At 68.9% G+C, this 21,099-nt stretch carries 18 protein-coding genes and 1 tRNA gene; all 19 read left to right on the plus strand.

The window, feature by feature from the left end; all coding sequences use genetic code 11:
• The first annotated feature begins 40 nt into the window (after nt 1–40).
• The 19 genes from ribH to LTH96_RS03575 all read left to right on the plus strand — a co-directional run bounded on the left by ribH (nt 41) and on the right by LTH96_RS03575 (nt 21,016).
• On the plus strand, nt 41–541 hold the full coding sequence (gene ribH / locus LTH96_RS03485) for a 6,7-dimethyl-8-ribityllumazine synthase (RefSeq protein WP_241464348.1): 501 nt from the start codon (nt 41–43) through the stop codon (nt 539–541).
• 14 nt (nt 542–555) lie between these two features.
• Nucleotides 556–819, plus strand: a complete 264-nt coding sequence (locus tag LTH96_RS03490) for a phosphoribosyl-ATP diphosphatase (RefSeq protein ID WP_241464349.1) — start codon at nt 556–558, stop codon at nt 817–819.
• 59 nt (nt 820–878) lie between these two features.
• Nucleotides 879–1,730: an ATP phosphoribosyltransferase gene (gene hisG, locus LTH96_RS03495; protein WP_241464350.1), complete on the plus strand. Its 852-nt coding sequence runs from the start codon at nt 879–881 to the stop codon at nt 1,728–1,730.
• A gap of 14 nt (nt 1,731–1,744) precedes the next feature.
• Entirely contained in the window at nt 1,745–2,509 is a 765-nt protein-coding gene (hisF, locus tag LTH96_RS03500; protein ID WP_241464351.1) for an imidazole glycerol phosphate synthase subunit HisF, read from the plus strand.
• Nucleotides 2,510–2,516: 7 nt separating this feature from the next.
• The gene (gene hisI, locus LTH96_RS03505) at nt 2,517–2,885 is read left to right on the plus strand and encodes a phosphoribosyl-AMP cyclohydrolase (RefSeq protein WP_241464352.1); all 369 of its coding nucleotides are present in this window, start codon (nt 2,517–2,519) and stop codon (nt 2,883–2,885) included.
• Nucleotides 2,878–4,551 carry a chorismate-binding protein gene (locus LTH96_RS03510; RefSeq protein WP_241464353.1) on the plus strand — a complete coding sequence of 558 codons (1,674 nt, stop codon included), beginning with the start codon at nt 2,878–2,880 and terminating at the stop codon, nt 4,549–4,551. Before hisI ends, LTH96_RS03510 begins: the two co-directional genes overlap by 8 nt.
• Entirely contained in the window at nt 4,548–5,303 is a 756-nt protein-coding gene (locus LTH96_RS03515; RefSeq protein ID WP_241464354.1) for a Trp biosynthesis-associated membrane protein, read from the plus strand. Before LTH96_RS03510 ends, LTH96_RS03515 begins: the two co-directional genes overlap by 4 nt.
• Nucleotides 5,304–5,430: 127 nt before the next feature.
• On the plus strand, nt 5,431–5,811 hold the full coding sequence (locus tag LTH96_RS03520) for an HGxxPAAW family protein (protein ID WP_241464355.1): 381 nt from the start codon (nt 5,431–5,433) through the stop codon (nt 5,809–5,811).
• Entirely contained in the window at nt 5,812–6,615 is an 804-nt protein-coding gene (gene trpC, locus LTH96_RS03525; protein WP_241464356.1) for an indole-3-glycerol phosphate synthase TrpC, read from the plus strand. It abuts the gene before it with no gap.
• Nucleotides 6,616–6,730: 115 nt separating this feature from the next.
• Nucleotides 6,731–8,047: a tryptophan synthase subunit beta gene (trpB, locus tag LTH96_RS03530; protein WP_241464357.1), complete on the plus strand. Its 1,317-nt coding sequence runs from the start codon at nt 6,731–6,733 to the stop codon at nt 8,045–8,047.
• Nucleotides 8,044–8,910: a tryptophan synthase subunit alpha gene (gene trpA, locus LTH96_RS03535; protein WP_241464358.1), complete on the plus strand. Its 867-nt coding sequence runs from the start codon at nt 8,044–8,046 to the stop codon at nt 8,908–8,910. The genes trpB and trpA overlap by 4 nt, the downstream gene beginning before the upstream one ends.
• Nucleotides 8,907–10,493 (plus strand): sodium-dependent transporter, encoded by a 1,587-nt coding sequence (locus tag LTH96_RS03540; RefSeq protein WP_241464359.1) that lies wholly within the window; start codon nt 8,907–8,909, stop codon nt 10,491–10,493. Before trpA ends, LTH96_RS03540 begins: the two co-directional genes overlap by 4 nt.
• On the plus strand, nt 10,493–10,597 hold the full coding sequence (locus LTH96_RS03545; RefSeq protein WP_241464360.1) for a methionine/alanine import family NSS transporter small subunit: 105 nt from the start codon (nt 10,493–10,495) through the stop codon (nt 10,595–10,597). The genes LTH96_RS03540 and LTH96_RS03545 overlap by 1 nt, the downstream gene beginning before the upstream one ends.
• Nucleotides 10,598–10,728: 131 nt before the next feature.
• Complete coding sequence (gene lgt / locus LTH96_RS03550; RefSeq protein WP_241464361.1) at nt 10,729–11,979, plus strand: prolipoprotein diacylglyceryl transferase; 1,251 nt, start codon at nt 10,729–10,731, stop codon at nt 11,977–11,979.
• Between the two features lie 338 nt (nt 11,980–12,317).
• Entirely contained in the window at nt 12,318–16,961 is a 4,644-nt protein-coding gene (gene gltB / locus LTH96_RS03555) for a glutamate synthase large subunit (RefSeq protein ID WP_241464362.1), read from the plus strand.
• The gene (locus tag LTH96_RS03560) at nt 16,954–18,420 is read left to right on the plus strand and encodes a glutamate synthase subunit beta (RefSeq protein WP_241464363.1); all 1,467 of its coding nucleotides are present in this window, start codon (nt 16,954–16,956) and stop codon (nt 18,418–18,420) included. The genes gltB and LTH96_RS03560 overlap by 8 nt, the downstream gene beginning before the upstream one ends.
• A gap of 92 nt (nt 18,421–18,512) precedes the next feature.
• On the plus strand, nt 18,513–20,027 hold the full coding sequence (gene pyk / locus LTH96_RS03565) for a pyruvate kinase (RefSeq protein WP_241464364.1): 1,515 nt from the start codon (nt 18,513–18,515) through the stop codon (nt 20,025–20,027).
• Nucleotides 20,028–20,161: 134 nt separating this feature from the next.
• Nucleotides 20,162–20,245: transfer RNA gene (locus tag LTH96_RS03570), tRNA-Leu, on the plus strand.
• Nucleotides 20,246–20,329: 84 nt separating this feature from the next.
• Nucleotides 20,330–21,016 (plus strand): ANTAR domain-containing response regulator, encoded by a 687-nt coding sequence (locus LTH96_RS03575; protein ID WP_370644371.1) that lies wholly within the window; start codon nt 20,330–20,332, stop codon nt 21,014–21,016.
• Nucleotides 21,017–21,099: the final 83 nt, after the last annotated feature.

Consider the following 21,099-nt stretch of genomic DNA (forward strand, 5'->3'; position numbering starts at 1 on the left):
TGATCCCCATGACACCGACCACCACAGCAGAGGAGCCCGCATGAGCGGCACCGGAACACCCCAGATCGAGACCTCCGAGCTGGCGGCGCTGCGCACCGCTGCCGCCGAGCAGGACCTGCGCGTCGCCGTCGTCGCCTCGCGCTGGCATGAGGTGGTCATGGACGGGCTGATCGCCGGCTCGCGCCGCTTCTGCGCGGAGATCGGTCTTGAGCACGTCACCGTGATCCGGGCTCCCGGCTCCTTCGAGCTGCCGGTGATCGCCTCCCATGCCGCGAGGAGCTTCGACGTCGTCGTCGCCTTGGGCGTGGTGATCCGCGGCGGGACCCCGCATTTCGACTATGTCTGCACCGCCGCCACCGACGGTCTGAGCCAGGTCGCGCTGAGCACCGGCACCCCGGTCGGCTTCGGACTGCTCACCTGCGACGACGAGGCGCAGGCGCTGGACCGCGCCGGTCTGGAGGGCTCCAAGGAGGACAAGGGCTTCGAGGCGGCCCACGCCGCCGTCGCCGCAGCCGTGGAGATCGCCGCGCTGAACCGGTGAGATACCCTGGAGCGGTGAAAACCTTCGATCAGCTCTACGCCGAACTTGCCCAGAAGGCCGAGACCCGTCCGGAGGGTTCAGGCACCGTCGCAGCCCTCGATGCAGGCGTCCATCAGATCGGCAAGAAGGTCGTCGAAGAGGCCGCCGAGGTCTGGATGGCGGCCGAGTATCAGAGTGATGCGGAGACCGCCGAGGAGATCTCCCAGCTGCTCTACCATCTGCAGGTCATGATGATCGCCAAGGGCATCGCTCCCGAGGACGTCTACAAGTACCTCTGAACCTCCCGGGCGAGTTCGCCGACACCGCCGTCACCTGCACACGAAAAGACGAGATCCCTATGCTGCGCATTGCTGTTCCGAACAAGGGCGCCCTCTCCGAGGCCGCCATGGAGATGCTCTCCGAGGCTGGCTACGTCCAGCGCCGCGACCGGCGCGAACTGGTCATGCTCGATGAGGAGAACGGGGTGGAGTTCTTCTACCTGCGGCCCCGCGACATCGCCGTCTACGTCGGCGCCGGCACCCTCGACGTCGGCCTGACCGGCCGAGACCTCTTCCAGGACGCCCGGGTGGACCACGGCGCCGAAGAGGTCCTCGGGCTGGGCTTCGGCAAGTCCACCTTCCGCCTGGCCGGACCCGCCGGACGATTCACCAGCGCCGCAGACCTCGCCGGCACCCGGGTGGCCACCAGCTACGACGGCCTGCTGGCCCAGTGGTTCCAGGACCAGGGCGTGCCCGACGTCGAGGTCGTCCACCTCGACGGCGCGGTCGAGACCTCCGTGCGGCTCGGCGTGGCCGACGCCATCGCCGACGTGGTCGAGACCGGCAACACGCTCAAGGCCGCCGGGATGGAGACCTTCGGCGAGCCGATCATGCGCTCCGAGGCGATCCTGATCTCCGGCCGCGACCAGCACCCCGAGGGCCTGGACCGGCTCATCCGCCGTCTGCAGGGCGTGATGGTCGCCGCCCAGTACGTGATGATGGACTACGACGTGCACCGGGACCTGCTGCCGGCGGCCGCCGCGATCACGCCGGGCCTGGAATCGCCGACCATCTCTCCGCTGGCGGACGAGAACTGGGTGGCCGTGCGCTCGATGGTCCCCGCCAAGAAGACCAACCAGCTGATGGACGAGCTCTACGAGCTCGGCGCCCGCGCGATCCTGGTCTCCTCCATCCACGCCTGCCGCATCTGATCGCGGGACAGCAGATGACACTTTCAATCCGAGTCATCCCCTGTCTCGACGTCGACGCCGGTCGCGTGGTCAAGGGGGTCAACTTCGAGAACCTCCGTGACGCCGGTGACCCGGTGGAGCTGGCCCACCGCTACAACCGGGCCGGCGCCGACGAGCTGACCTTCCTCGACGTCACCGCCTCCTCGGCCGACCGGGAGACCACCTACGACGTGGTCACCCGCACCGCCGAAGAGGTCTTCATCCCGCTCACCGTCGGCGGAGGCATCCGCTCGCCCCAAGATGTGGACCGGCTGCTGCGCACCGGGGCCGACAAGGTCTCGATCAACACCGCCGCGGTGTCCCGCCCCGAGGTGATCAACGAGATCGTCGGCCGCTTCGGCAACCAGGTCCTGGTGCTCTCCCTCGACGCCCGGCGCAGCGACGCCACCGAATCCGGCTTCGAGGTCACCACCCACGGCGGCCGCACCGGCACCGGGATCGACGCGCTCGCGTGGTGCCGCGACGCGGCCGAGCGCGGGGTGGGGGAGATCCTGCTGAACTCCATCGACGCCGACGGCACCCGCGACGGCTTCGACACCGAGATGATCTCCGCGGTGCGCGCGGTGACCCGGGTCCCGCTGATCGCCTCCGGCGGCGCCGGAGTCCCGGCCCACTTCCCGCCCGCCATCGCGGCCGGCGCCGACGCGGTGCTGGCCGCCTCGATGTTCCACTTCGGGCCCGATGACATGATCGCCCAGGTCAAAGACGCCATTCGATCCGCCGGATACCCGGTGAGATGAGGTCCGCATGAGCAGCAGCGAAGAAGCCGAGATGCCACTCCTCCCACGGGCGGTGCGCGAGGCCGTGCGCTTCAACGCCGACGGACTCGTGCCGGTGATCACCCAGGACGCCGAGACCTCCGAGGTGCTGATGCTGGCCTGGATGAACGAGGAGGCGCTGGGGATCACCCTGGCCACCCGACAGGGCGTCTACTTCTCCCGGTCCCGCCAGGAGCTCTGGCGCAAGGGTGCGACCTCCGGCAACGTGCAGCAGGTGCTCTCGCTCGCGCTGGACTGCGACGGTGACACCGTGCTGATGCGGGTCCAGCAGTCCGGACCGGCCTGCCACACCGGCACCACCGCCTGCTTCACCGGACGGGAGATCACCGATGCATGACCTCGGCACCGTGGTCCCCGGAGCGAAGGAGTTCCTCGAGCTGGCCCACGATCACCGGGTGATCCCGGTGTCCATGACGCTGCTCGCCGACTCCCACACCCCGCTGAGCATCTACCGGGCGCTGGCCACCGACGACGCCGGAGCCGCCCGCCCGGGCACCTTCCTGATGGAGTCCGCCGCCCCCGGCGCCGCCTGGTCCCGGCACTCTTTCATCGGCGTGAGCTCCTCCGCCACGCTCAGCGAGAAGGACGGCGCCGCACACTGGATCGGGGAGCCCCCGGTCGGGACTCCGCGTGAGGGCACCACCGCCGCGGTGCTGCGCGACACCCTGGACTTCCTCTCCGGCACCGCCACGCACGGCCCGGACGCCGCCACGCACAGCCCGGACGCCGCCACGCACAGCCCGGACGGCACCGCCGCTGGAGCCGCCGAGGCCGCCGCACGCGCGACCCCGGGTCGGCCCTTCATCGAGGAGCTGCCGCACCTGACTTCGGGCCTGGTGGGCTACGCCGGCTGGGACGTCATCCGACACTGGGAGAAGCTGCCCCACCCGCCCACCGACGACCTCCACGTCCCGGAGATGGCGATGAACCTGGTCTCGGACCTCGCGGTGCATGACAACCGCGACGGCACCGTCACCCTGGTGGCCAACGCGATCAACTTCGACGGCCAGGACACCGGCGCCGAGGGAGCCTACGCCGACGCCGTCGCCCGGCTGCACCGGATGAGCGCGACGCTCGCCGAACCGGTCGCACCGGTGATCTCCACCGCCCAGCCGCACTGGGGTGCGGCCGTGAAGCAGGACCTCACCGACCGGGTCGTCCACGCCTGGGACCAGAACGAATACCTGGCCACCCTGGGCAAGGCCAAGCAGGCCATCATCGACGGCGAGATCTTCCAGATCGTGGTCTCCCGACGTTTCGAGGTCGAGACCGACGTCGACGCCCTCGCCGTCTATCGGATGCTGCGGCTGCTGAACCCCAGCCCGTACATGTACCTGATGCACTTCGAGACCCCCGACGGCGAGCCCTACCAGCTCGTCGGGGCCTCCCCGGAGGCGCTGGTCACCGTGGAGGACACCACCGTGATCACCCACCCGATCGCCGGCACCCGCCCCCGCGGGGAGACCCCGAGGCAGGATGCTGAGCTCGCCGAGGACCTGCTGGCGGACCAGAAGGAGCGCGCCGAGCACATCATGCTGGTGGACCTTGCGCGCAACGACCTGGCCAAGGTCTGCGTCCCCGGCTCGGTCCAGGTCACCCGGTTCATGGCGGTGGAGCGCTTCAGCCACGTGATGCACCTGACCAGCCACGTGCAGGGCGAACTCGCACCCGAGCACAGCGCCTATGACGTGCTCTCCGCGACCTTCCCCGCCGGCACGCTCTCCGGGGCGCCGAAGCCGCGCGCGCTGCAGCTGCTCGACGCCTGGGAGCCCACCCGGCGCGGGATCTACGGGGGAGTGGTCGGCTACTTCGACCTGTCCGGACGGATGGACGCCGCCATCGCGATCCGCTCCGCGCTGCTGAAGGGCGGTCGGGCCTACGTGCAGGCCGGCGGAGGCATCGTGGCCGATTCCGACGACGACGCCGAACGTGAGGAAACCGTGAACAAGGCCGCCGCACCGCTGCGCGCGGTGCTGGCCGCCGATCGTCTGGAGCACACATGAGCAAGACCACCCCGTCCCCGGAGAACCCCGGCCCCGAAGGCCGCGGCTCCTCGATCGCCTCGCGACTCCGCAGGATCATGACACGTCGCGGCGTGGTGCTGATGTCCCTGCTCGGCGGCGCGCTGCTGCTGATCTCATCCACCATGACCTGGGTGCACGCCTACGGCCTGGGCTCCACCTCCACGGTCCAGGAAGTGGCCATCACCGGCGCCGAGCTGGTCGAGACCGTCACCGCCATGGGCCTGGTCGGGCTCGCCGCAGGCGTCGCGGTCACGATCGCGAAGCGGCTGGGCCGCGTCGTCATCGGCTCGGTGCTCTTCGGCGCCGCCGTCATCGCGCTGCTGGCCATCCGCTCGGTGCTCGCGGACCCGGCCAATGCGGCGTCCGCGGCGCTGGGCGACATCACCGGCACCACCGCCGACGCCGCGCGCTACGAGCTGAGCATGGCCGTCTGGTTGGGCTTCATCGGCGCGCTGCTGCTGCTCATCGCCTCGCTCGCGCTGCTGGTCGTCTCCCATCGCTGGCCGGACCGCAAGTCCCGCAGATACCAGGTCAGCACCGCCGAGGACGGCGCTCAGGGCCAGCTCGACGGTGATGCCCCCGACGGCGGGGCGGTCGAGGCCGGCCGGGAGGGCACCTCACAGACTCCGGCCGCGAAGCGCGGTGACGGCGGTCCCGAGTCCGGACCCGACGAGTTCGACCTCTGGGACGGGCTCTCCGACGGCCAGGACCCCACAGACCCCCGCCGCTGAAACCCCGGCGGCCCTGGTCGCTGAAGGTTTCGCGTCGCGACGTCACCGACGACGAGGCGCATCCATACGTGGCAGAATGGGTTGCAGAATTGAATGAGCACTGCCGCACGTTCTAGAGAGGACCAGAATGGCCAACACCAATGCTCTGCGCGACACCGAGCCAGCTCCCGGCGAGAAGATCGATGATGAGTTCATCCATCACGATCACATCGGCCACGGCTCCACCCCTGCAGCCTGGGCGCTGAGCCTCACCCTCATCGTCGGTTCGATCATCGCTGGGCTCGGCATGGTGCTCGAGGTCTGGGTGTTGGTCTGGATCTCGATCCTCTTCCTCCCGCTGGCGATCATCCTGGGCCTCGTGCTCAAGGCCAAGGGCTACGGCGTGGAGATGGATTCGACAGCGGTGCTCAAGAACGGCGAGAGCGCCCGTGCCCACCAGGGTCCGGCCAGCCCGGACAACACCCGCGGCGGCAAGGACAAGCGGCGGCCAGAAACCGCCGCACGCTGAATGGTGAGCGTCCTCGACTCGATCATTGCAGGGGTCCGCGAAGACCTCCAGGCGCGCCGCGCCTCGGTTCCGCATGAGCAGATCGTCGCAGCGGCGGCCACTGCGCCTCCCGCGCTCGACGCCCATGCCGCGCTCCTGGCGGGACGCGAGGACCCGCACGGCGTGCGGATCATCGCCGAGGTGAAGCGCTCCTCACCCTCGAAGGGTGCGCTGGCCGAGATCCCCGATCCGGCCAAGCTCGCCCGGTCCTATCAGGACGGCGGGGCCGCAGTGATCAGCGTGCTCACCGAAGGACGGCGCTTCAACGGCAGCCTGGCCGACCTCGACGCGGTGCGCGCCGCCGTGGAGATCCCGGTGCTGCGCAAAGACTTCATGGTCGAGGAATACCAGTTCTACGAGGCCCGCGCCCACGGCGCGGACCTGGTGCTGCTCATCGTCGCGGCACTCGACGACGACACGCTGCGTGACTTCCTCGCCCTGACCCACGACCTGGGCATGGAAGCCCTGGTCGAGGCGCACACCGAGGAAGAGATCGCGCGCGCCGTCGCGCTGGGCGCCAAGATCGTCGGAGTCAACGTGCGCAACCTCAAGACCCTGGAGGTCGACGTCGCGCACTACGCCACGATGGCCCAGCACCTGCCCGAGGATGTGGTGCGGATCGCCGAATCCGGCGTGACCTCCGCGCAGGTGGTCGCCGACTACTCCGCCCAGGGCGCCGACGCCGTCCTGGTCGGAGAGGCCCTGGTCAAGGACGGCGAGCCGGAGACGGCGCTGCGCAGCTTCCGCACCGCAAGCCTCGTCTGAGCTTCGTCCACGCAGAGCTTCAGCAGGTCTGAGCATCCGCCCTTCTCGGGCGACGCAGAATTCCACCGGCGCCGTGCTGGATGACCAGAGCGGCGGAGAACATCGAGGAGAGACCATGAGCGCTCCCGCTGAGGAGACACAGAAGTACCGCGACCACGAAGGGCCCTATTTCGGGAACTTCGGCGGACGCTGGATGCCGGAATCGCTCGTCGCCGCCCTTGATGAGGTGGAACAGACCTTCCGTGAGGCGAAGCAGGATCCGGAGTTCCTCGCCGAGGTCCACCGCCTCGGCCGGGACTACACCGGGCGCCCCTCGCTGCTGACCGAGGTCTCACGCTTCGCCGCCGAGGCCGGCCCCGCCCGGATCTTCCTCAAGCGCGAGGACCTCAACCACACCGGCTCGCACAAGATCAACAACGTGCTGGGTCAGGCGCTGCTCGCCAAGCGCATGGGCAAGACCCGGCTGATCGCCGAGACCGGCGCAGGCCAGCACGGCGTCGCCACCGCCACCGCCGCCGCGCTGATGGGCATGGACTGTGTGGTCTACATGGGCTCCGAGGACACCCGCCGGCAGGCGCTGAACGTGGCCCGGATGCGGCTGCTCGGCGCCGAGGTGATCCCGGTGGACCACGGCGCGAAGACGTTGAAGGACGCGATCAACGAGGCGCTGCGCGACTGGGTGGCCTCGGTGGAGCACACCCACTACCTGCTGGGCACCGTGGCCGGCCCGCACCCGTTCCCCGAGATGGTCCGCTGGTTCCACCAGGTGATCGGCGACGAGGCCCGTGAACAGATCCTCGCCATGGAAGGACGCCTGCCCGACGCCGTGGCGGCCTGCGTGGGCGGCGGCTCGAATGCGATGGGCCTCTTCCACGGGTTCCTCGACGACCCCGAGGTGGCGCTCTACGGCTTCGAGGCCGGCGGCGACGGGATCGAGACCGGCCGGCACGCCTCGGCCATCACGCTGGGACGCTCCGGCGTGCTGCACGGTGCGCGTTCCTTCCTGATGCAGGACGAGGACGGCCAGACCGTGGACTCACATTCGATCTCCGCCGGCCTGGACTACCCCTCGGTCGGTCCTGAGCACGCGTACCTCGCCGAGACCGGACGCGCCATCTACGAGCCGGTGACCGACGCCGAGTGCATGGCCTCCTTCGAGCTGCTCTGCCGCACCGAAGGCATCATCCCTGCCATCGAATCGGCGCACGCGCTGGCCGGTGCGGCCCGGCTCTCCCGCAAATGGGGCGCGGACGGCGAAGGCAAGATCATCATCATCAACCTCTCCGGGCGCGGCGACAAGGACGTGGAGACCGCCGCCGAATGGTTCCGGCTGCTCCCGGGCCAGGCCAACGACCCGATCGCCGAAGCCGAGGCGCAGCAGCGCACCGGCGACAGCGCCTCCGAAGCACCCCAGACGGGAGTACAGTCATGAGCACCGAAGCCACCCCCGCCCAGTCGAGCGCACCGGTGTCCCAGGCCACCTCCCCGACCGCCCCCTCCGCCACCGCCTCCTCCAAGACCGCGGACGCGATCGAGGCCGCCCGCGCGCAGGGCCGGGCCGCCTTCATCGGCTACCTGCCGGCCGGCTACCCGGACAAGGAGACCTCCATCGCGGCCGCCATCGAGCTGGCTCGCAACGGCGCCGACGTGATCGAGATCGGGGTTCCCTACTCCGATCCGGTCATGGACGGCCCGGTCATCCAGCAGGCCACCACCGAGGTGCTGGCCCGTGGATTCCGGCTGCCCGAGGTCTTCGAGATCGTGGCGGCCGTGGTCGAGGCCACCGACGCCGCGGTGCTGGTGATGACGTACTACAACCTGATCGACCGGATGGGCGCCGACGAGTTCGCCCGGCGTCTGGCCGAGGCCGGCGGCGCCGGCGCGATCACCCCGGACCTGATCCCCGATGAGGGCGGCGACTGGATCGCCGCCACCGAGAAGCATGGACTGGACCGGGTGTTCCTCACCGCTCCGACCTCCTCGGCGGAACGGGTGGCGCAGATCGTCTCGGCCTCCCGCGGCTTCGTCTACGGCGTCTCCGTGATGGGCGTGACCGGAGCCCGCGACCAGGTCTCCGACGCCGCGGAACGCGTGGTCAGCGCGGCCCGCGAGGCGGGCGCCGAGCGGGTCTGCGTCGGACTCGGGGTCTCCACCCGGGCCCATGTCGAGGAGATCGGCCGCTACGCCGACGGCGTCATCGTGGGCACCGCACTGGTCGCCGCGCTGCGCGACGGCGGCCCCGCCGCCGTGGCCGCCCTGACCGCCGAGCTCACCGGGGCCGAGACGCCTCGATGACCCCACGGACGCCGGCACGGACTCGGATCCGGGAGAGCTTCAACTCCCGGACCGTCTTCATCCTGGCGGCCGTGGGCTCCGCCGTGGGTCTGGGGAACATCTGGCGCTTCCCCTACGTCACCTACGAGAACGGCGGCGGGGCGTTCCTGATCCCCTACCTGATCGCGCTGCTCACCGCCGGGCTGCCGATCCTGCTCTTCGACTACGCCCTGGGCCACCGGTTCCGCGGATCCCCGCCGCTGGCCTTCAAGCGGCTGCACCGGCACGCCGAGCCGATCGGCTGGATCCAGGTCGGGATCTGCTTCCTGATCTCCATCTACTACGCGGCCATCATCGCCTGGGCGGCCATGTACACCTGGTACTCCTTCACCCAGGCCTGGGGCGATGATGCCGAGAGCTTCTTCTTCACCGAATACCTCCAGTACGACGGGGCGGGCACCGAGGGCTCCGGGCTCTCACTGGACTTCGTGGCGCAGGTGGGATGGCCGCTGATCGCCGTCTGGATGGTGCTGCTCGTCGCGCTTGGGCTCGGCGTGCGGCGCGGCATCGCCCGGGTCTCCATGTATGGGATACCGGTGCTGTTCGTGATGTTCCTGATCCTGGTCGGCTACTCGCTCACCCTCGACGGAGCGCTCACCGGGCTCAACGCCCTGTTCACCCCCGACTGGTCCGCGCTGACCAGCGGCACCGTCTGGATCCAGGCCTACGGACAGATCTTCTTCAGCCTCTCGGTGGGCTTCGGCATCATGATCACCTACGCCTCCTATCTGCGGCGCAGGTCCAACGCCACCGGCTCGGGACTGGTCGTCGGGTTCGCGAACTCCTCCTTCGAGCTGCTCGCCGCCATCGGGGTCTTCTCCGCACTGGGCTTCATCGCCGTCGCCGCGAACACCGCCGTGGACGAGGTCGCCTCCTCCGGGCTCGGGCTGGCCTTCGTCGCCTTCCCGACCATCATCACCGAGGCCCCGGCCTCCGCCCTGCTCGGCGTGCTCTTCTTCGGCTCGCTGACCCTGGCCGGCATCACCTCGCAGATCTCGGTGCTGGAGGTGGCGATCTCCTCGGTCAAGGACAAGACGGGTTGGTCCCGACCGGTGACGGTCGGCCTCGTCGGAGGATCCAGCGCGCTGATCTCCGTGGTGCTGCTCGGCGGGGTCTCCGGGCTCACGGTGCTCGACGTGATCGACGCGTTCTCCAACAACGTGGGCATCGTCGCCGCAGCCTTCATCGCGGTCGTCGCCGTCACCTGGGGCTTCCGACGCCTCGATGTGCTGGCCGCCGGGATGAACGCCTACGGCTCGATCCGGCTGGGACTGATCTGGAAGTCGCTGATCGGCGTGGTCATCCCGGTGGTCCTGGGCGTGCTCCTGGTGATGGACATCCGCTCCAAGGTCACCGAGGGCTACGGCGGATTCGACACCTGGGTCGTGATGACCTTCGGCTGGGGAGCCCTGGCCTTCGTGGCGGTGGCCGCCGTCGTGATGACCGCTCTGCCCTGGCGAGAAGGCTCCGCGCTGCACGCCGAGGCGCTCGAGGAAGAGCCTGAGACCGAGAACCTCGTCGACCGAGAGGGAGGCATGAGCTGATGGAGACCGACGCACTGATCATGATGATCGTGGCCCTGGCCACGGTCTGGGGCGGCCTCGCAGCCGCCATCGCCCACCTCAGGCGGTACCCGGACCGCTCCTAGGGCCGTTCCTGGGTGCGGCCCGCCCGCTGGTCGCACTGAGCAGGCTCAGGCCATAGACTGCACCGGATCACGAATTCAGCTCGTCCCCAGCTCAGCCGGGGGAGGGTGACCCACCACCGCGAAAGGACACCGTGTCTCTCACTTCAAGTCCGGTCAGCGCCCTGCAGACCGCCGCTGAGGCCACCGCCTCGGCGACGGCGCAGATCAGCGCAGCCTTCCCCTCCCCGCCCACAGACGGGATCGACATCGTCGGCCCGCTGCGGATCGGGTTCTACGGTCTGGCGATCGGTCTGGGCATCCTGGTGGCGTACTTCGTCTCCAGCCGGCTCTGGAAGTCACGCGGCGGCAGTCCCGAGAACGTCTTCGACGCGCTCATCTGGGCCGTGCTGCTGGGCATCGTGGGCGGTCGGCTCTATCACGTGATCACCTCCCCAGACGCGTACTTCGGGGAGAACGGCGACCTCTCGCTGATCCCGCAGGTCTGGCTGGGCGGTCTGGGCATCGTCGGCGCCGTCGCGCTGGGCGCCGTCGGGGTCTGGTTCGCCTGCCGTCGCTACGGGATGAAGTTCGGCGCGTTCGCCGATGTGATCGTGCCCGGCGTGATCCTGGCACAGGCCATCGGACGCTGGGGCAACTACTTCAACCAGGAGCTCTACGGCGCTCCCACCAACCTTCCCTGGGGTCTGGCGATCGACACCACCCAGCGCCACCAGGCGCCGCCGCTGGGCGCGAGCGAGTCCACCCTGTATCACCCCACCTTCCTCTACGAGAGCATCTGGAACCTGATCGGGTTCTTCCTGCTGATCGCGCTCTACCGCCGCTTCGCCGTGAAGCAGGGCCTGCTCACCTGGACCTACGTGGCCTACTACTCGCTGGGTCGCTTCTGGATCGAGTCGCTGCGCGTGGATGAGATGAACAAGTCCACCCAGTGGATCAACATCTTCGGCATCGAATGGCGCTTGAACATGTGGATGTCGGTGTTCCTGTTCCTGCTGGCGCTGAGCATGCTGATCTGGCTCTGGAGCCGACGCCCGCGCACCGAGGCGGCGCTGGCCGAGGAGATGGAGATCTACCGTCCCGGGCAGGGTCCGCGCGGATCCGAGGACCACGCCGCGCTGGCGGCTGACTCCAGGACCGGAGAGGCAGCCGGCGAGGCCCCGCTGGAGACCGCTGACGTCTCCGCGCAGCCCGGCGATGCCGCCGCACAGCCCGGTGCTGGCACCGCCGCGACCGGCGTGACCACCGGTGTGACCACCGCTGACACGCCCGGTGTGACCACCACCGACACGCCCGCTGACAGCACCGCTCCCGGCGCGGTCGACAGCGGCGAACCGGGTGCTGATCCTGCCGGTTCGACTGAGACGGACAGTCCCAGATCCTGAGATCGGACTTGCCACCGGCAGGTCAGGGTTGGAAGATTGGTCTCATCCCCTGGCGTCAGCGCCAGGGCCACGACGGCGGCGCGCCGACCAATCCGCGCCGTTGCCGTCAAGCGCCGGGACACACCCCCGTATAGCGCGAACGTCACAGTGTGGCTGGGTCACAGGGTGACTGCGTCATGCAGGACCGAAGACCGACGGAGCCTGAGGAGTTCTTCGCAGACCGGGACGCCACAGTCCCGAAGAACTGGGAGAATGAGCTCAGACACCGTGCACCATAGAAGGGGCCGACGATGTCCCCTCCCCATGAAACGTCCGCATGCGGAGGAAGGAAGACCTTCATGTCTACTCTCGGATCACCGGGAACAGGCGCGGCTGCCACGGCAGACCCGCTCCAGATCATGAGTCCCTATCAGCGCTTTGCCGCTTTCCCTGAGAAGTCTGGGCTCTACGACCCCGCCAACGAGCACGAGAACTGCGGCATGGCCGCCGTGGCCACGCTGCGCGGCGAGCCGGGCCACGACATCGTGGACCACGCCCTCGTGGCGCTGCGCAACCTCGAACACCGCGGCGCCGTGGGCGGCGACGTGGGCACCGGCGACGGTGCCGGGCTGCTCACCCAGATCCCGGACGAGTTCTTCCGCGCGGTCACCGAGTTCGAGCTCCCGCCGATGGGGGAGTACCTCGCCGGCACCGCGTTCCTGCCGCAGTCACCCGCCGAGCGCGAGGCGATGTGCGTCAGCTTCGGCGACCTCGCCGAGGAACAGGGCCTGATCGTGCTGGGCTGGCGAGATGTCCCGGTGGACGCCTCGATGATCGGCACCCTGGCCAAGGAGTCGATGCCGTACTTCCGGCAGGTCTTCCTCGGCTTCGCCGCCGAGGACTCCATCGCCTACCAGGAGTCCGGCTCGGGCACGCTGGACCAGCGTGGATGGCGGCTGCGCAAGCGCGGACAGAACCGGCTCGGGGTCTACTTCCCCTCGCTGTCCTCGAAGACCATCACCTATAAGGGGATGCTCACCACCGCGCAGCTGGAGCCCTTCTTCCCTGACCTCTCGGACGAGCGGTACAAGACCACCCTGGGCATCGTCCACTCCCGCTTCTCCACCAACACCTTCCCCTCCTGGCCGCTGGCCCAGCCGCTGCGCAACATCGCGCACAACGGCGAGATCAACACCGTCAAGGGCAACCGCAACTGGATGCGCGCCCGGCAGTCCATGATGGCCTCGGAGCTGCTCGGCGAGGACCCCGAGTCGCTGTTCCCGATCTGCACCCCCGGCGCCTCGGACTCCACCAGCTTCGACGAGGCCGCCGAGCTGCTGATGCTCTCCGGCCGGCCGCTGGCCCAGGCGATGCGGATGATGATCCCCGAGGCCTGGGAGAACCACGAGACCATGGACCCCGATCTGCGGGCGTTCTACCAGTACCACGCACAGCTCATGGAGGCCTGGGACGGCCCCGCCGCGATCGCCTTCACCGACGGTCAGCAGGTCGGCGCGATGCTCGACCGCAACGGACTGCGCCCGGCCCGCTACTGGGTCACCGACGACGGCCTGGTCGTGATGTCCTCCGAGGTCGGTGTCCTGGACCTGGAGCCCTCTTCCATCGTGCGCAAGGGCCGTGTCGCCCCGGGCATGATGCTGCTGCTCGACACCGTTGAGGGCCGGATCATCGAAGATGCGGAGATCAAGGCCGATCTCGCCTCCTCGGCACCCTGGGCCGACTGGGTCCAGGAGAACCTGGTCAAGCTCGCCGACCTCCCGGAGCGGCTGCACGTCCGCCACCCCTCCGAGTCGGTCCGGCTGCGCCAGCAGACCTTCGGCTACACCCACGAAGAGCTCCGCGTGCTGATCGGGCCGATGGCCACCGCCGGCGCGGAGCCGCTGGGCGCCATGGGCACCGACACCCCCATCGCGGTGCTCGCCGACCGGCCCCGGCTGCTCTTCGACTACTTCATGCAGACCTTCGCCCAGGTGACCAACCCGCCGCTGGACGCCATCCGGGAGGAGCTGGTCACCTCCCTGGCGCTGCACATCGGTCCCAACGGCAACCTGCTCTCCAACGAGCAGGTCCGCTCCCGGCAGGTCGCCCTGGACTTCCCGGTGATCAACAACGACGAGCTCGCCAAGATCGCTAACATCCGCAACGAGGACGGTGCGAAGATCGCCCTGAAGGTCCGCGCGCTCTACCGCGCCGGGTCCAGGGAGGAAGAGCTGCGCCAGCGGATCCGCGAGATCTGCGAGAAGGTCTCCGCCGCGGTCAACCGCGGGGTCAGCTACATCGTGATCTCCGACCGCGACTCCAACGCCCAGTGGGCGCCGATCCCGTCGCTGCTGGTGCTCTCCGCGATCCACCACCACCTGCTGAAGTCCGCCAACCGCACCAAGGTCTCGCTGATCGTGGAGGCCGGAGACGTGCGTGAGGTCCACCACGTGGCCTGCCTGATCGGCTATGGCGCCGCAGCGGTGAACCCCTACCTGGCCATGGAGACCGCCGAGGACATGGTCCGCCGCGGCGACCTGACCGCGGTCGACGAGGAGCAGGCGGTGCACAACCTGCTCACCGCGCTGGGCAAGGGCGTGCTGAAGATCATGTCCAAGATGGGCATCTCCACCGTCGCCTCCTACTGCGGCGCGCAGACCTTCGAAGCCGTGGGCCTGGCCCAGAACGTGGTGGACCAGTACTTCTCCGGCACCCACTCGCCCATGGGCGGGGTGGGGCTCGACGTGCTCTCCACCGAGACCCTCGAGCGGCACGCGCGCGCCTACCCGGCCGACGGCAACGACCTCGGCCGGGGCAACGAGCTCGAGATCGGCGGCGAGTACCAGTGGCGCCGCGAAGGCCCGCCGCACCTGTTCAACCCGCAGACCGTCTTCAAGCTGCAGCACTCCACAAAGACCCGCCGCTACGACATCTTCAAGCAGTACTCCAAGGCCATCGATGACCAGTCCGAGGCGCTGCTGACCCTGCGCGGACTCTTCAAGCTCAGCTCCGAGCGCCCGCCGGTGCCCATCGAAGAGGTCGAATCGGTCGCCGAGATCGTCAAACGGTTCAACACCGGGGCGATGAGCTACGGCTCCATCTCCCAGGAGGCCCACGAGACGCTCGCGATCGCGATGAACCGGCTCGGCGCACGCTCGAACACCGGTGAGGGAGGCGAGCACCCGGCCCGGCTGGAGGACCCCGAGCGGCGCTCGGCGGTCAAGCAGATCGCCTCCGGACGCTTCGGCGTCACCAGCCAGTACCTCACCCACGCCGATGACCTGCAGATCAAGATGGCCCAAGGTGCCAAGCCCGGCGAGGGCGGCCAGCTCATGGGCAAGAAGGTCTACCCCTGGGTGGCCGAGACCCGGCACTCCACCCCCGGCGTCGCGCTGGTCTCCCCACCGCCGCACCACGACATCTACTCCATCGAGGACCTGGCCCAGCTGATCTTCGACCTCAAGCGCGCCAACACCGGCGCCCGGGTCCACGTGAAGCTGGTCTCCCTGCACGGAGTGGGCACCGTGGCGGCCGGCGTGACCAAGGCCAAGGCCGACGTCGTGCTGATCTCCGGGCACGACGGCGGCACCGGCGCCTCGCCGCTGAACTCGCTCAAGCACGCGGGCACCCCCTGGGAGCTCGGGCTGGCCGAGGCGCAGCAGACGCTGATGCTCAACGGGCTGCGCGAACGCGTCACCGTGCAGGTGGACGGTCAGCTCAAGACCGGGCGTGACGTGGTCATCGCGGCGCTGCTCGGTGCCGAGGAGTACGGCTTCGCCACCGCCCCGCTGGTGGTCTCGGGCTGCATCATGATGCGGGTCTGCCACCTGGACACCTGCCCGGTGGGCGTGGCCACGCAGAACCCGGTGCTGCGCGACCGCTACACCGGTCAGGCCGACCACGTGGTGAACTTCTTCGAGTTCGTCGCCCAGGAGGTGCGCGAATACCTGGCCGAACTGGGCTTCCGCACCCTGGACGAGGCGATCGGCCACGTCGACGCCATCGACATGGACGACGCCAAGCGGCACTGGAAGACCACCGGGCTCGACCTCGGCGCCGTGCTGGACAGCTACGACCCCAACGACCCGGTGACCGCCTCGATGCTGCGCCGCACCCGCGGGCAGGACCACGAGCTGGAGAAGCACTTCGACATGGGTCTCATCGAACTCGCCGGTTCGGCCATCTCCCACGGCGAGAAGGTCCACATCGAGAAGAAGGTCATCAACACCGACCGCTCGGTGGGCACCATGCTCGGCCACGAGGTGACCAAGGCGCAGGGGCTGAAGATGCTGGAGAACAACACCATCGTCGTGGAGCTCACCGGTGAGGCGGGCCAGTCCCTCGGGGCCTTCCTTCCCCACGGGATCACCCTGCACCTGTCCGGGGACGCCAACGACTACGTGGGCAAGGGACTCTCCGGCGGGCGGATCATCGCCCACCCGGACCCCTCGGCCCCGCTGGTGGCCGAGAAGAACGTCATCGCCGGCAACGTGATCGGCTACGGCGCCACCGCCGGCGAGATGTTCCTGCGCGGCCAGGTCGGCGAACGCTTCCTGGTGCGCAACTCCGGCGCCACCGCCGTGGTCGAAGGAATCGGCGACCACGGCTGTGAGTACATGACCGGCGGTCAGGCGCTCATCCTGGGACCCACCGGACGCAACTTCGGGGCAGGCATGTCCGGAGGCACCGCGTTCCTGGTGGACTTCGACGAGGAGAAGATCAACTCGCAGGCCCGCATCAACGGGGACCTGCTGCTGCTCGAGCCCGATGAGGAGGATCGCGCCATCATCGGCGACCTGCTGCGCCGCCATCACGAGGAGACCGGCAGCACCGTGGCCGAAGCCCTCCTCGACGACCTTGAGACCACCTATTCGCGCATCACCAAGGTGCTCCCGCGCAACTACGACGCCGTGCTCCGCGCCCGCTCCAGCGCCCTCGACGAGGGCCTGGATCCCGATGGCGACGCAGCATGGCAGAAGATTCTGGAGGCGACCCGTGGCTGATCCGCGTGGATTCCTGAAGCACCGAGAGCGCCAGGACCGGCCCTCTCGCCCCATCCCGGTCCGAATCATGGACTTCAACGAGGTCTATGACCGCAACGAGCGCGGCATCGTGGCGACCCAGGCCAGCCGCTGCATGGACTGCGGCATCGCCTTCTGCCACACCGGCTGCCCGCTCGGGAACCTGATCCCGGAGTGGAACGACCTGATCTGGCGCGACCAGTGGGAGGAGGCCTCCTCCCGGCTGCACATGACCAACAACTTCCCGGAGTTCACCGGGCGGATCTGCCCGGCACCCTGTGAGACCTCCTGCGTGCTGGGGATCAACCAGCCCGCAGTGACGATCAAGCAGTCCGAGGTCTCCATCGCCGATGAGGCGATCGCTCGCGGCTACGTCGAACCGGTGCTGCCCCAGCGGCTCACCGGCAAGACCGTCGCCGTGGTGGGCTCCGGCCCGGCAGGCCTCGCCGCCGCCCAGCAGCTCACCCGCGCCGGGCACACCGTGGCCGTCTACGAGCGCGACGACCGGCTCGGCGGGCTGCTGCGCTATGGCATCCCGGACTTCAAGATGGAGAAGCACCACGTGGAGTTCCGCATCGACCAGATGCGCGCCGAGGGCACCCGCTTCTACACCTCCACCGAGATCGGCGCCGACATCACCTGGGACGCCCTCGAGGCCAGCTACGACGCCGTGATCCTGGCCACCGGCGCCATGGTCCCGCGCGACCTGGGCATCACCGGGCGCGAGCTCGACGGGGTCCACTTCGCCATGGAGTACCTGGTCCAGTCCAACAAGGCCACCTCCGGAGACGAGGTCGCCGACCAGATCCGCGCCGACGGCAAGCACGTCGTGGTCCTCGGCGGCGGTGACACCGGCGCCGACTGCATCGGCACCGCCCACCGCCACGGAGCGGCCTCGGTGACCACCCTGGCCATCGGCAAGGAGCTCCCCTCGGAGCGACCCGAGAATGAGCCCTGGCCGATGGACCCGCGGGTCTTCGAACTCACCAGCGCCGACGAGGAGGGCGGGGAGCGCAGCTACCTGGCCTCGACCGTGGAGTTCGTCGCCGATGAGCTCGGCCACGTGCGCGCCCTGAAGGTCGCCGAGACCCAGTACAACCCCGACGGCTCCCGCTCGCCCAAGCCCGACAGCGAGCACGAGATCCCCGCTGACCTGGTGCTGCTGGCCCTGGGATTCACCGGGGCGGAATCTGACACGCTCACCGAGCAGCTCTCCCTCGACTTCGACCGCCGCGGGAACATCACCCGGGCGGAGGACTACCAGACCTCCGTGGAGGGCGTCTTCGCCGTCGGCGACGCCGGACGTGGAGCCTCCCTGGTGGTCTGGGCCATCGCCGAGGGCCGCGCAGCAGCCGCGAAGGTGGATGAATATCTCGAAGGCGCGACCAGGCTTCCGGCCCCGGTCAAGCCCTCGGATCGTGCCATTTCACTCACAGGCTGACTGTTATAGGCTCGAGCACGAACCATCCTGGTCCAGTGTCGTGCCAGTCCATCAACTCGCTTATCAGCACAATAGATAGGACAAGGTGAGACATGAGACACGCCAAGATCGTCGCCACATTCGGCCCCGCCACCGCAGGCTATGAGATGACCCGCAAGCTCGTGGAGGCCGGTGTCGACGTCGCCCGGGTGAACATGAGCCACGGCGACTACAGCGTCCACGAGGACACCTACAACACCGTCCGCGAGGTCTCCAAGGACCTGCGCCAGGCCGTCGGGATCTTCGCCGACCTGCAGGGGCCGAAGATCCGGCTGGGTCGCTTCGCCGAGGGTGAGCACTCCCTCGCCGTCGGCGACCGCTTCACCATCACCATCGATGACATCCAGGGCACCAAGGAGCGCTGCTCCACCACGTTCAAGGGCCTGCCCGGCGACGTCAACGTCGGTGACACGCTGCTCATCGACGACGGCAAGGTCTCGCTGCGCGCGCTGGAGGTCACCGACACCGACGTCGTCACCGAGGTCACCGTGCCCGGCAAGGTCTCCAACAACAAGGGCATCAACCTGCCCGGCGTCGCGGTCTCCGTGCCGGCGATGTCGGAGAAGGACGAGGAGGATCTGCGCTGGGCGCTGCGCACCGGCTTCGACATGGTCGCGCTCTCCTTCGTCCGTGACGCCGCAGACATCGAAGCCGTGCACCGGATCATGGATGAAGAGGGACGCCGCGTCCCGGTCATCGCCAAGGTCGAGAAGCCCCAGGCGGTGGAGGCGCTGCAGGACATCGTCGACGCCTTCGACGCCGTCATGGTCGCCCGCGGCGATCTCGGCGTGGAGCTGCCGCTGGAGGAGGTTCCGCTGGTGCAGAAGCGCGCCGTGGAGCTCGCCCGACGCTGGGCCAAGCCGGTCATCGTCGCCACCCAGGTGCTGGAATCCATGATCGACAGCCCCCGGCCCACCCGCGCCGAGGCCTCCGACTGCGCCAACGCGGTGCTCGACGGCGCGGACGCGGTCATGCTCTCCGGAGAGACCTCCGTGGGTCAGTTCCCGGTGGAGACCGTGGAGACCATGTCCAGGATCATCGAGACCACCGAGACCAAGGGTCTGAGCCGGATCCCCGAGCTGGGCACCAGGCCGAAGACCCGTGGTGGTGCGATCACCCGCGCCGCCAAGGAGATCGCGGACCAGCTCGACATCGAGCACCTGACCACCTTCACCCGCTCCGGAGACTCCGCCCGTCGGCTCTCCCGGCTGCGGCCGAAGCAGAACATCTTCGCCTTCACCCACGTGGAGCACACGCACAACATCCTGACCCTCTCCTGGGGCGTGCAGCCGCGCTGGGTGGAGTTCGCCACCCACACCGACACCATGACCGCCCAGGTGGACAAGCTGCTGCTGGAAGAAGATGCCGCCGAGCTCGGCCAGCTCGTCGTGATCGCCGCCGGGTCCCCTCCAGGACAGGCCGGGACCACCAACATGGTCAAGGTCCACCGGATCGGTGACCTGCACGACGCCAGCGACATCGAGACCCTGCGCCGCGGCGACACCGCCCCGGCGAACAAGGAACCGGTCGGACCCTGGCCCGCGGCCAGCGCCTCAAGCCCGGTCTAGTCGGGCCGGCACGGCCGAGATTCAACGCCCGGGCGCAGGCCCGGGTAAGCTGGTGCCGTCCTCGCCGGGAAGTCTGAGAAGACTGCCCGCGGGGACTGCATGAGCGCCGGGGAGGCCCTGACCTCCTTGGTCCAGCCCGAATGGCGGAATAGGTAGACGCGCCGCACTCAAAATGCGGTACCACTGGTGTGTGGGTTCGAGTCCCACTTCGGGCACCAAGACGACGACGACCAGCCCAGCACGGGGATCATCCCCTCCGGGGGATGCTCCCGGCACGGTGGTCAGGGACCAGAAGGAGAACGGTGAGCGAACAGACTCCGGGCACCGGTGCCCATGAGAGCGGATCCGCAGCGGGCGGCGACGCCGCCACCTCCGACGAGGCGGCCCAGCACGGCAGCGCGGTGCGCCGCGTGCTGGTCGCCGAGGATGAGACGCTCATCCGGCTCGACATCGTCGAGATCCTCACCGGCGCCGGCTACGACGTGGTCGGTGAGGCCGACAACGGTGAACGCGCCGTGGAGCTGGCCCGCGAGACCGAGCCGGACCTGGTCGTGATGGACGTGAAGATGCCCATCATGGACGGCATCACCGCGGCGCAGCTCATCGCGGAGGAGCGGATCGCCCCGGTGGTCATGCTGACCGCGTTCTCCCAGCGTGACCTGGTCGAATCGGCCCGTGAGGCCGGCGCCATGGCGTACGTGGTCAAGCCGTTCACCGAGAACGATCTGATCCCGGCCATCGAGGTCGCCATGGCGCGCTTCGACGAGATCCGCGCCCTGGAGGACGAGGTCACGTCGCTGGCCGACAAGTTCGAGACCCGCAAGCTCGTGGAGCGGGCCAAGTCCCTGCTCACCACCAAGATGGGCCTCACGGAGCCGGAGGCCTTCCGCTGGATCCAGAAGACCTCGATGGACCGCCGGCTGTCGATGCGCGAAGTCGCCGAGACCGTCGTCGACCAGATGACGGATTCTCCGCCGTACCTCAAGTGAATCTCCCGTTGAGGGGCGGATTCTCCGAGCATCTGTGGCTGTTTTCGGCCCCAACTGGTCGGAGAATCCGCCCCTCAACGCGC

It is taken from the genome of Nesterenkonia sp. LB17, assembly GCF_022565915.1.
GTDB lineage: Bacteria > Actinomycetota > Actinomycetes > Actinomycetales > Micrococcaceae > Nesterenkonia.

Coding starts and splice junctions, on each gene's coding strand:
- trpC (WP_241464356.1), top strand. CDS start 5,812: ATGGTGAGCGTCCTCGACTCGATCATTGCAGGGGTCCGCGAAGACCTC.
- LTH96_RS03515 (WP_241464354.1), top strand. CDS start 4,548: ATGAGCAAGACCACCCCGTCCCCGGAGAACCCCGGCCCCGAAGGCCGC.
- trpA (WP_241464358.1), top strand. CDS start 8,044: ATGAGCACCGAAGCCACCCCCGCCCAGTCGAGCGCACCGGTGTCCCAG.
- gltB (WP_241464362.1), top strand. CDS start 12,318: ATGTCTACTCTCGGATCACCGGGAACAGGCGCGGCTGCCACGGCAGAC.
- LTH96_RS03540 (WP_241464359.1), top strand. CDS start 8,907: ATGACCCCACGGACGCCGGCACGGACTCGGATCCGGGAGAGCTTCAAC.
- hisF (WP_241464351.1), top strand. CDS start 1,745: ATGACACTTTCAATCCGAGTCATCCCCTGTCTCGACGTCGACGCCGGT.
- trpB (WP_241464357.1), top strand. CDS start 6,731: ATGAGCGCTCCCGCTGAGGAGACACAGAAGTACCGCGACCACGAAGGG.
- hisI (WP_241464352.1), top strand. CDS start 2,517: ATGAGCAGCAGCGAAGAAGCCGAGATGCCACTCCTCCCACGGGCGGTG.
- LTH96_RS03545 (WP_241464360.1), top strand. CDS start 10,493: ATGGAGACCGACGCACTGATCATGATGATCGTGGCCCTGGCCACGGTC.
- pyk (WP_241464364.1), top strand. CDS start 18,513: ATGAGACACGCCAAGATCGTCGCCACATTCGGCCCCGCCACCGCAGGC.
- LTH96_RS03510 (WP_241464353.1), top strand. CDS start 2,878: ATGCATGACCTCGGCACCGTGGTCCCCGGAGCGAAGGAGTTCCTCGAG.
- hisG (WP_241464350.1), top strand. CDS start 879: ATGCTGCGCATTGCTGTTCCGAACAAGGGCGCCCTCTCCGAGGCCGCC.
- LTH96_RS03520 (WP_241464355.1), top strand. CDS start 5,431: ATGGCCAACACCAATGCTCTGCGCGACACCGAGCCAGCTCCCGGCGAG.
- ribH (WP_241464348.1), top strand. CDS start 41: ATGAGCGGCACCGGAACACCCCAGATCGAGACCTCCGAGCTGGCGGCG.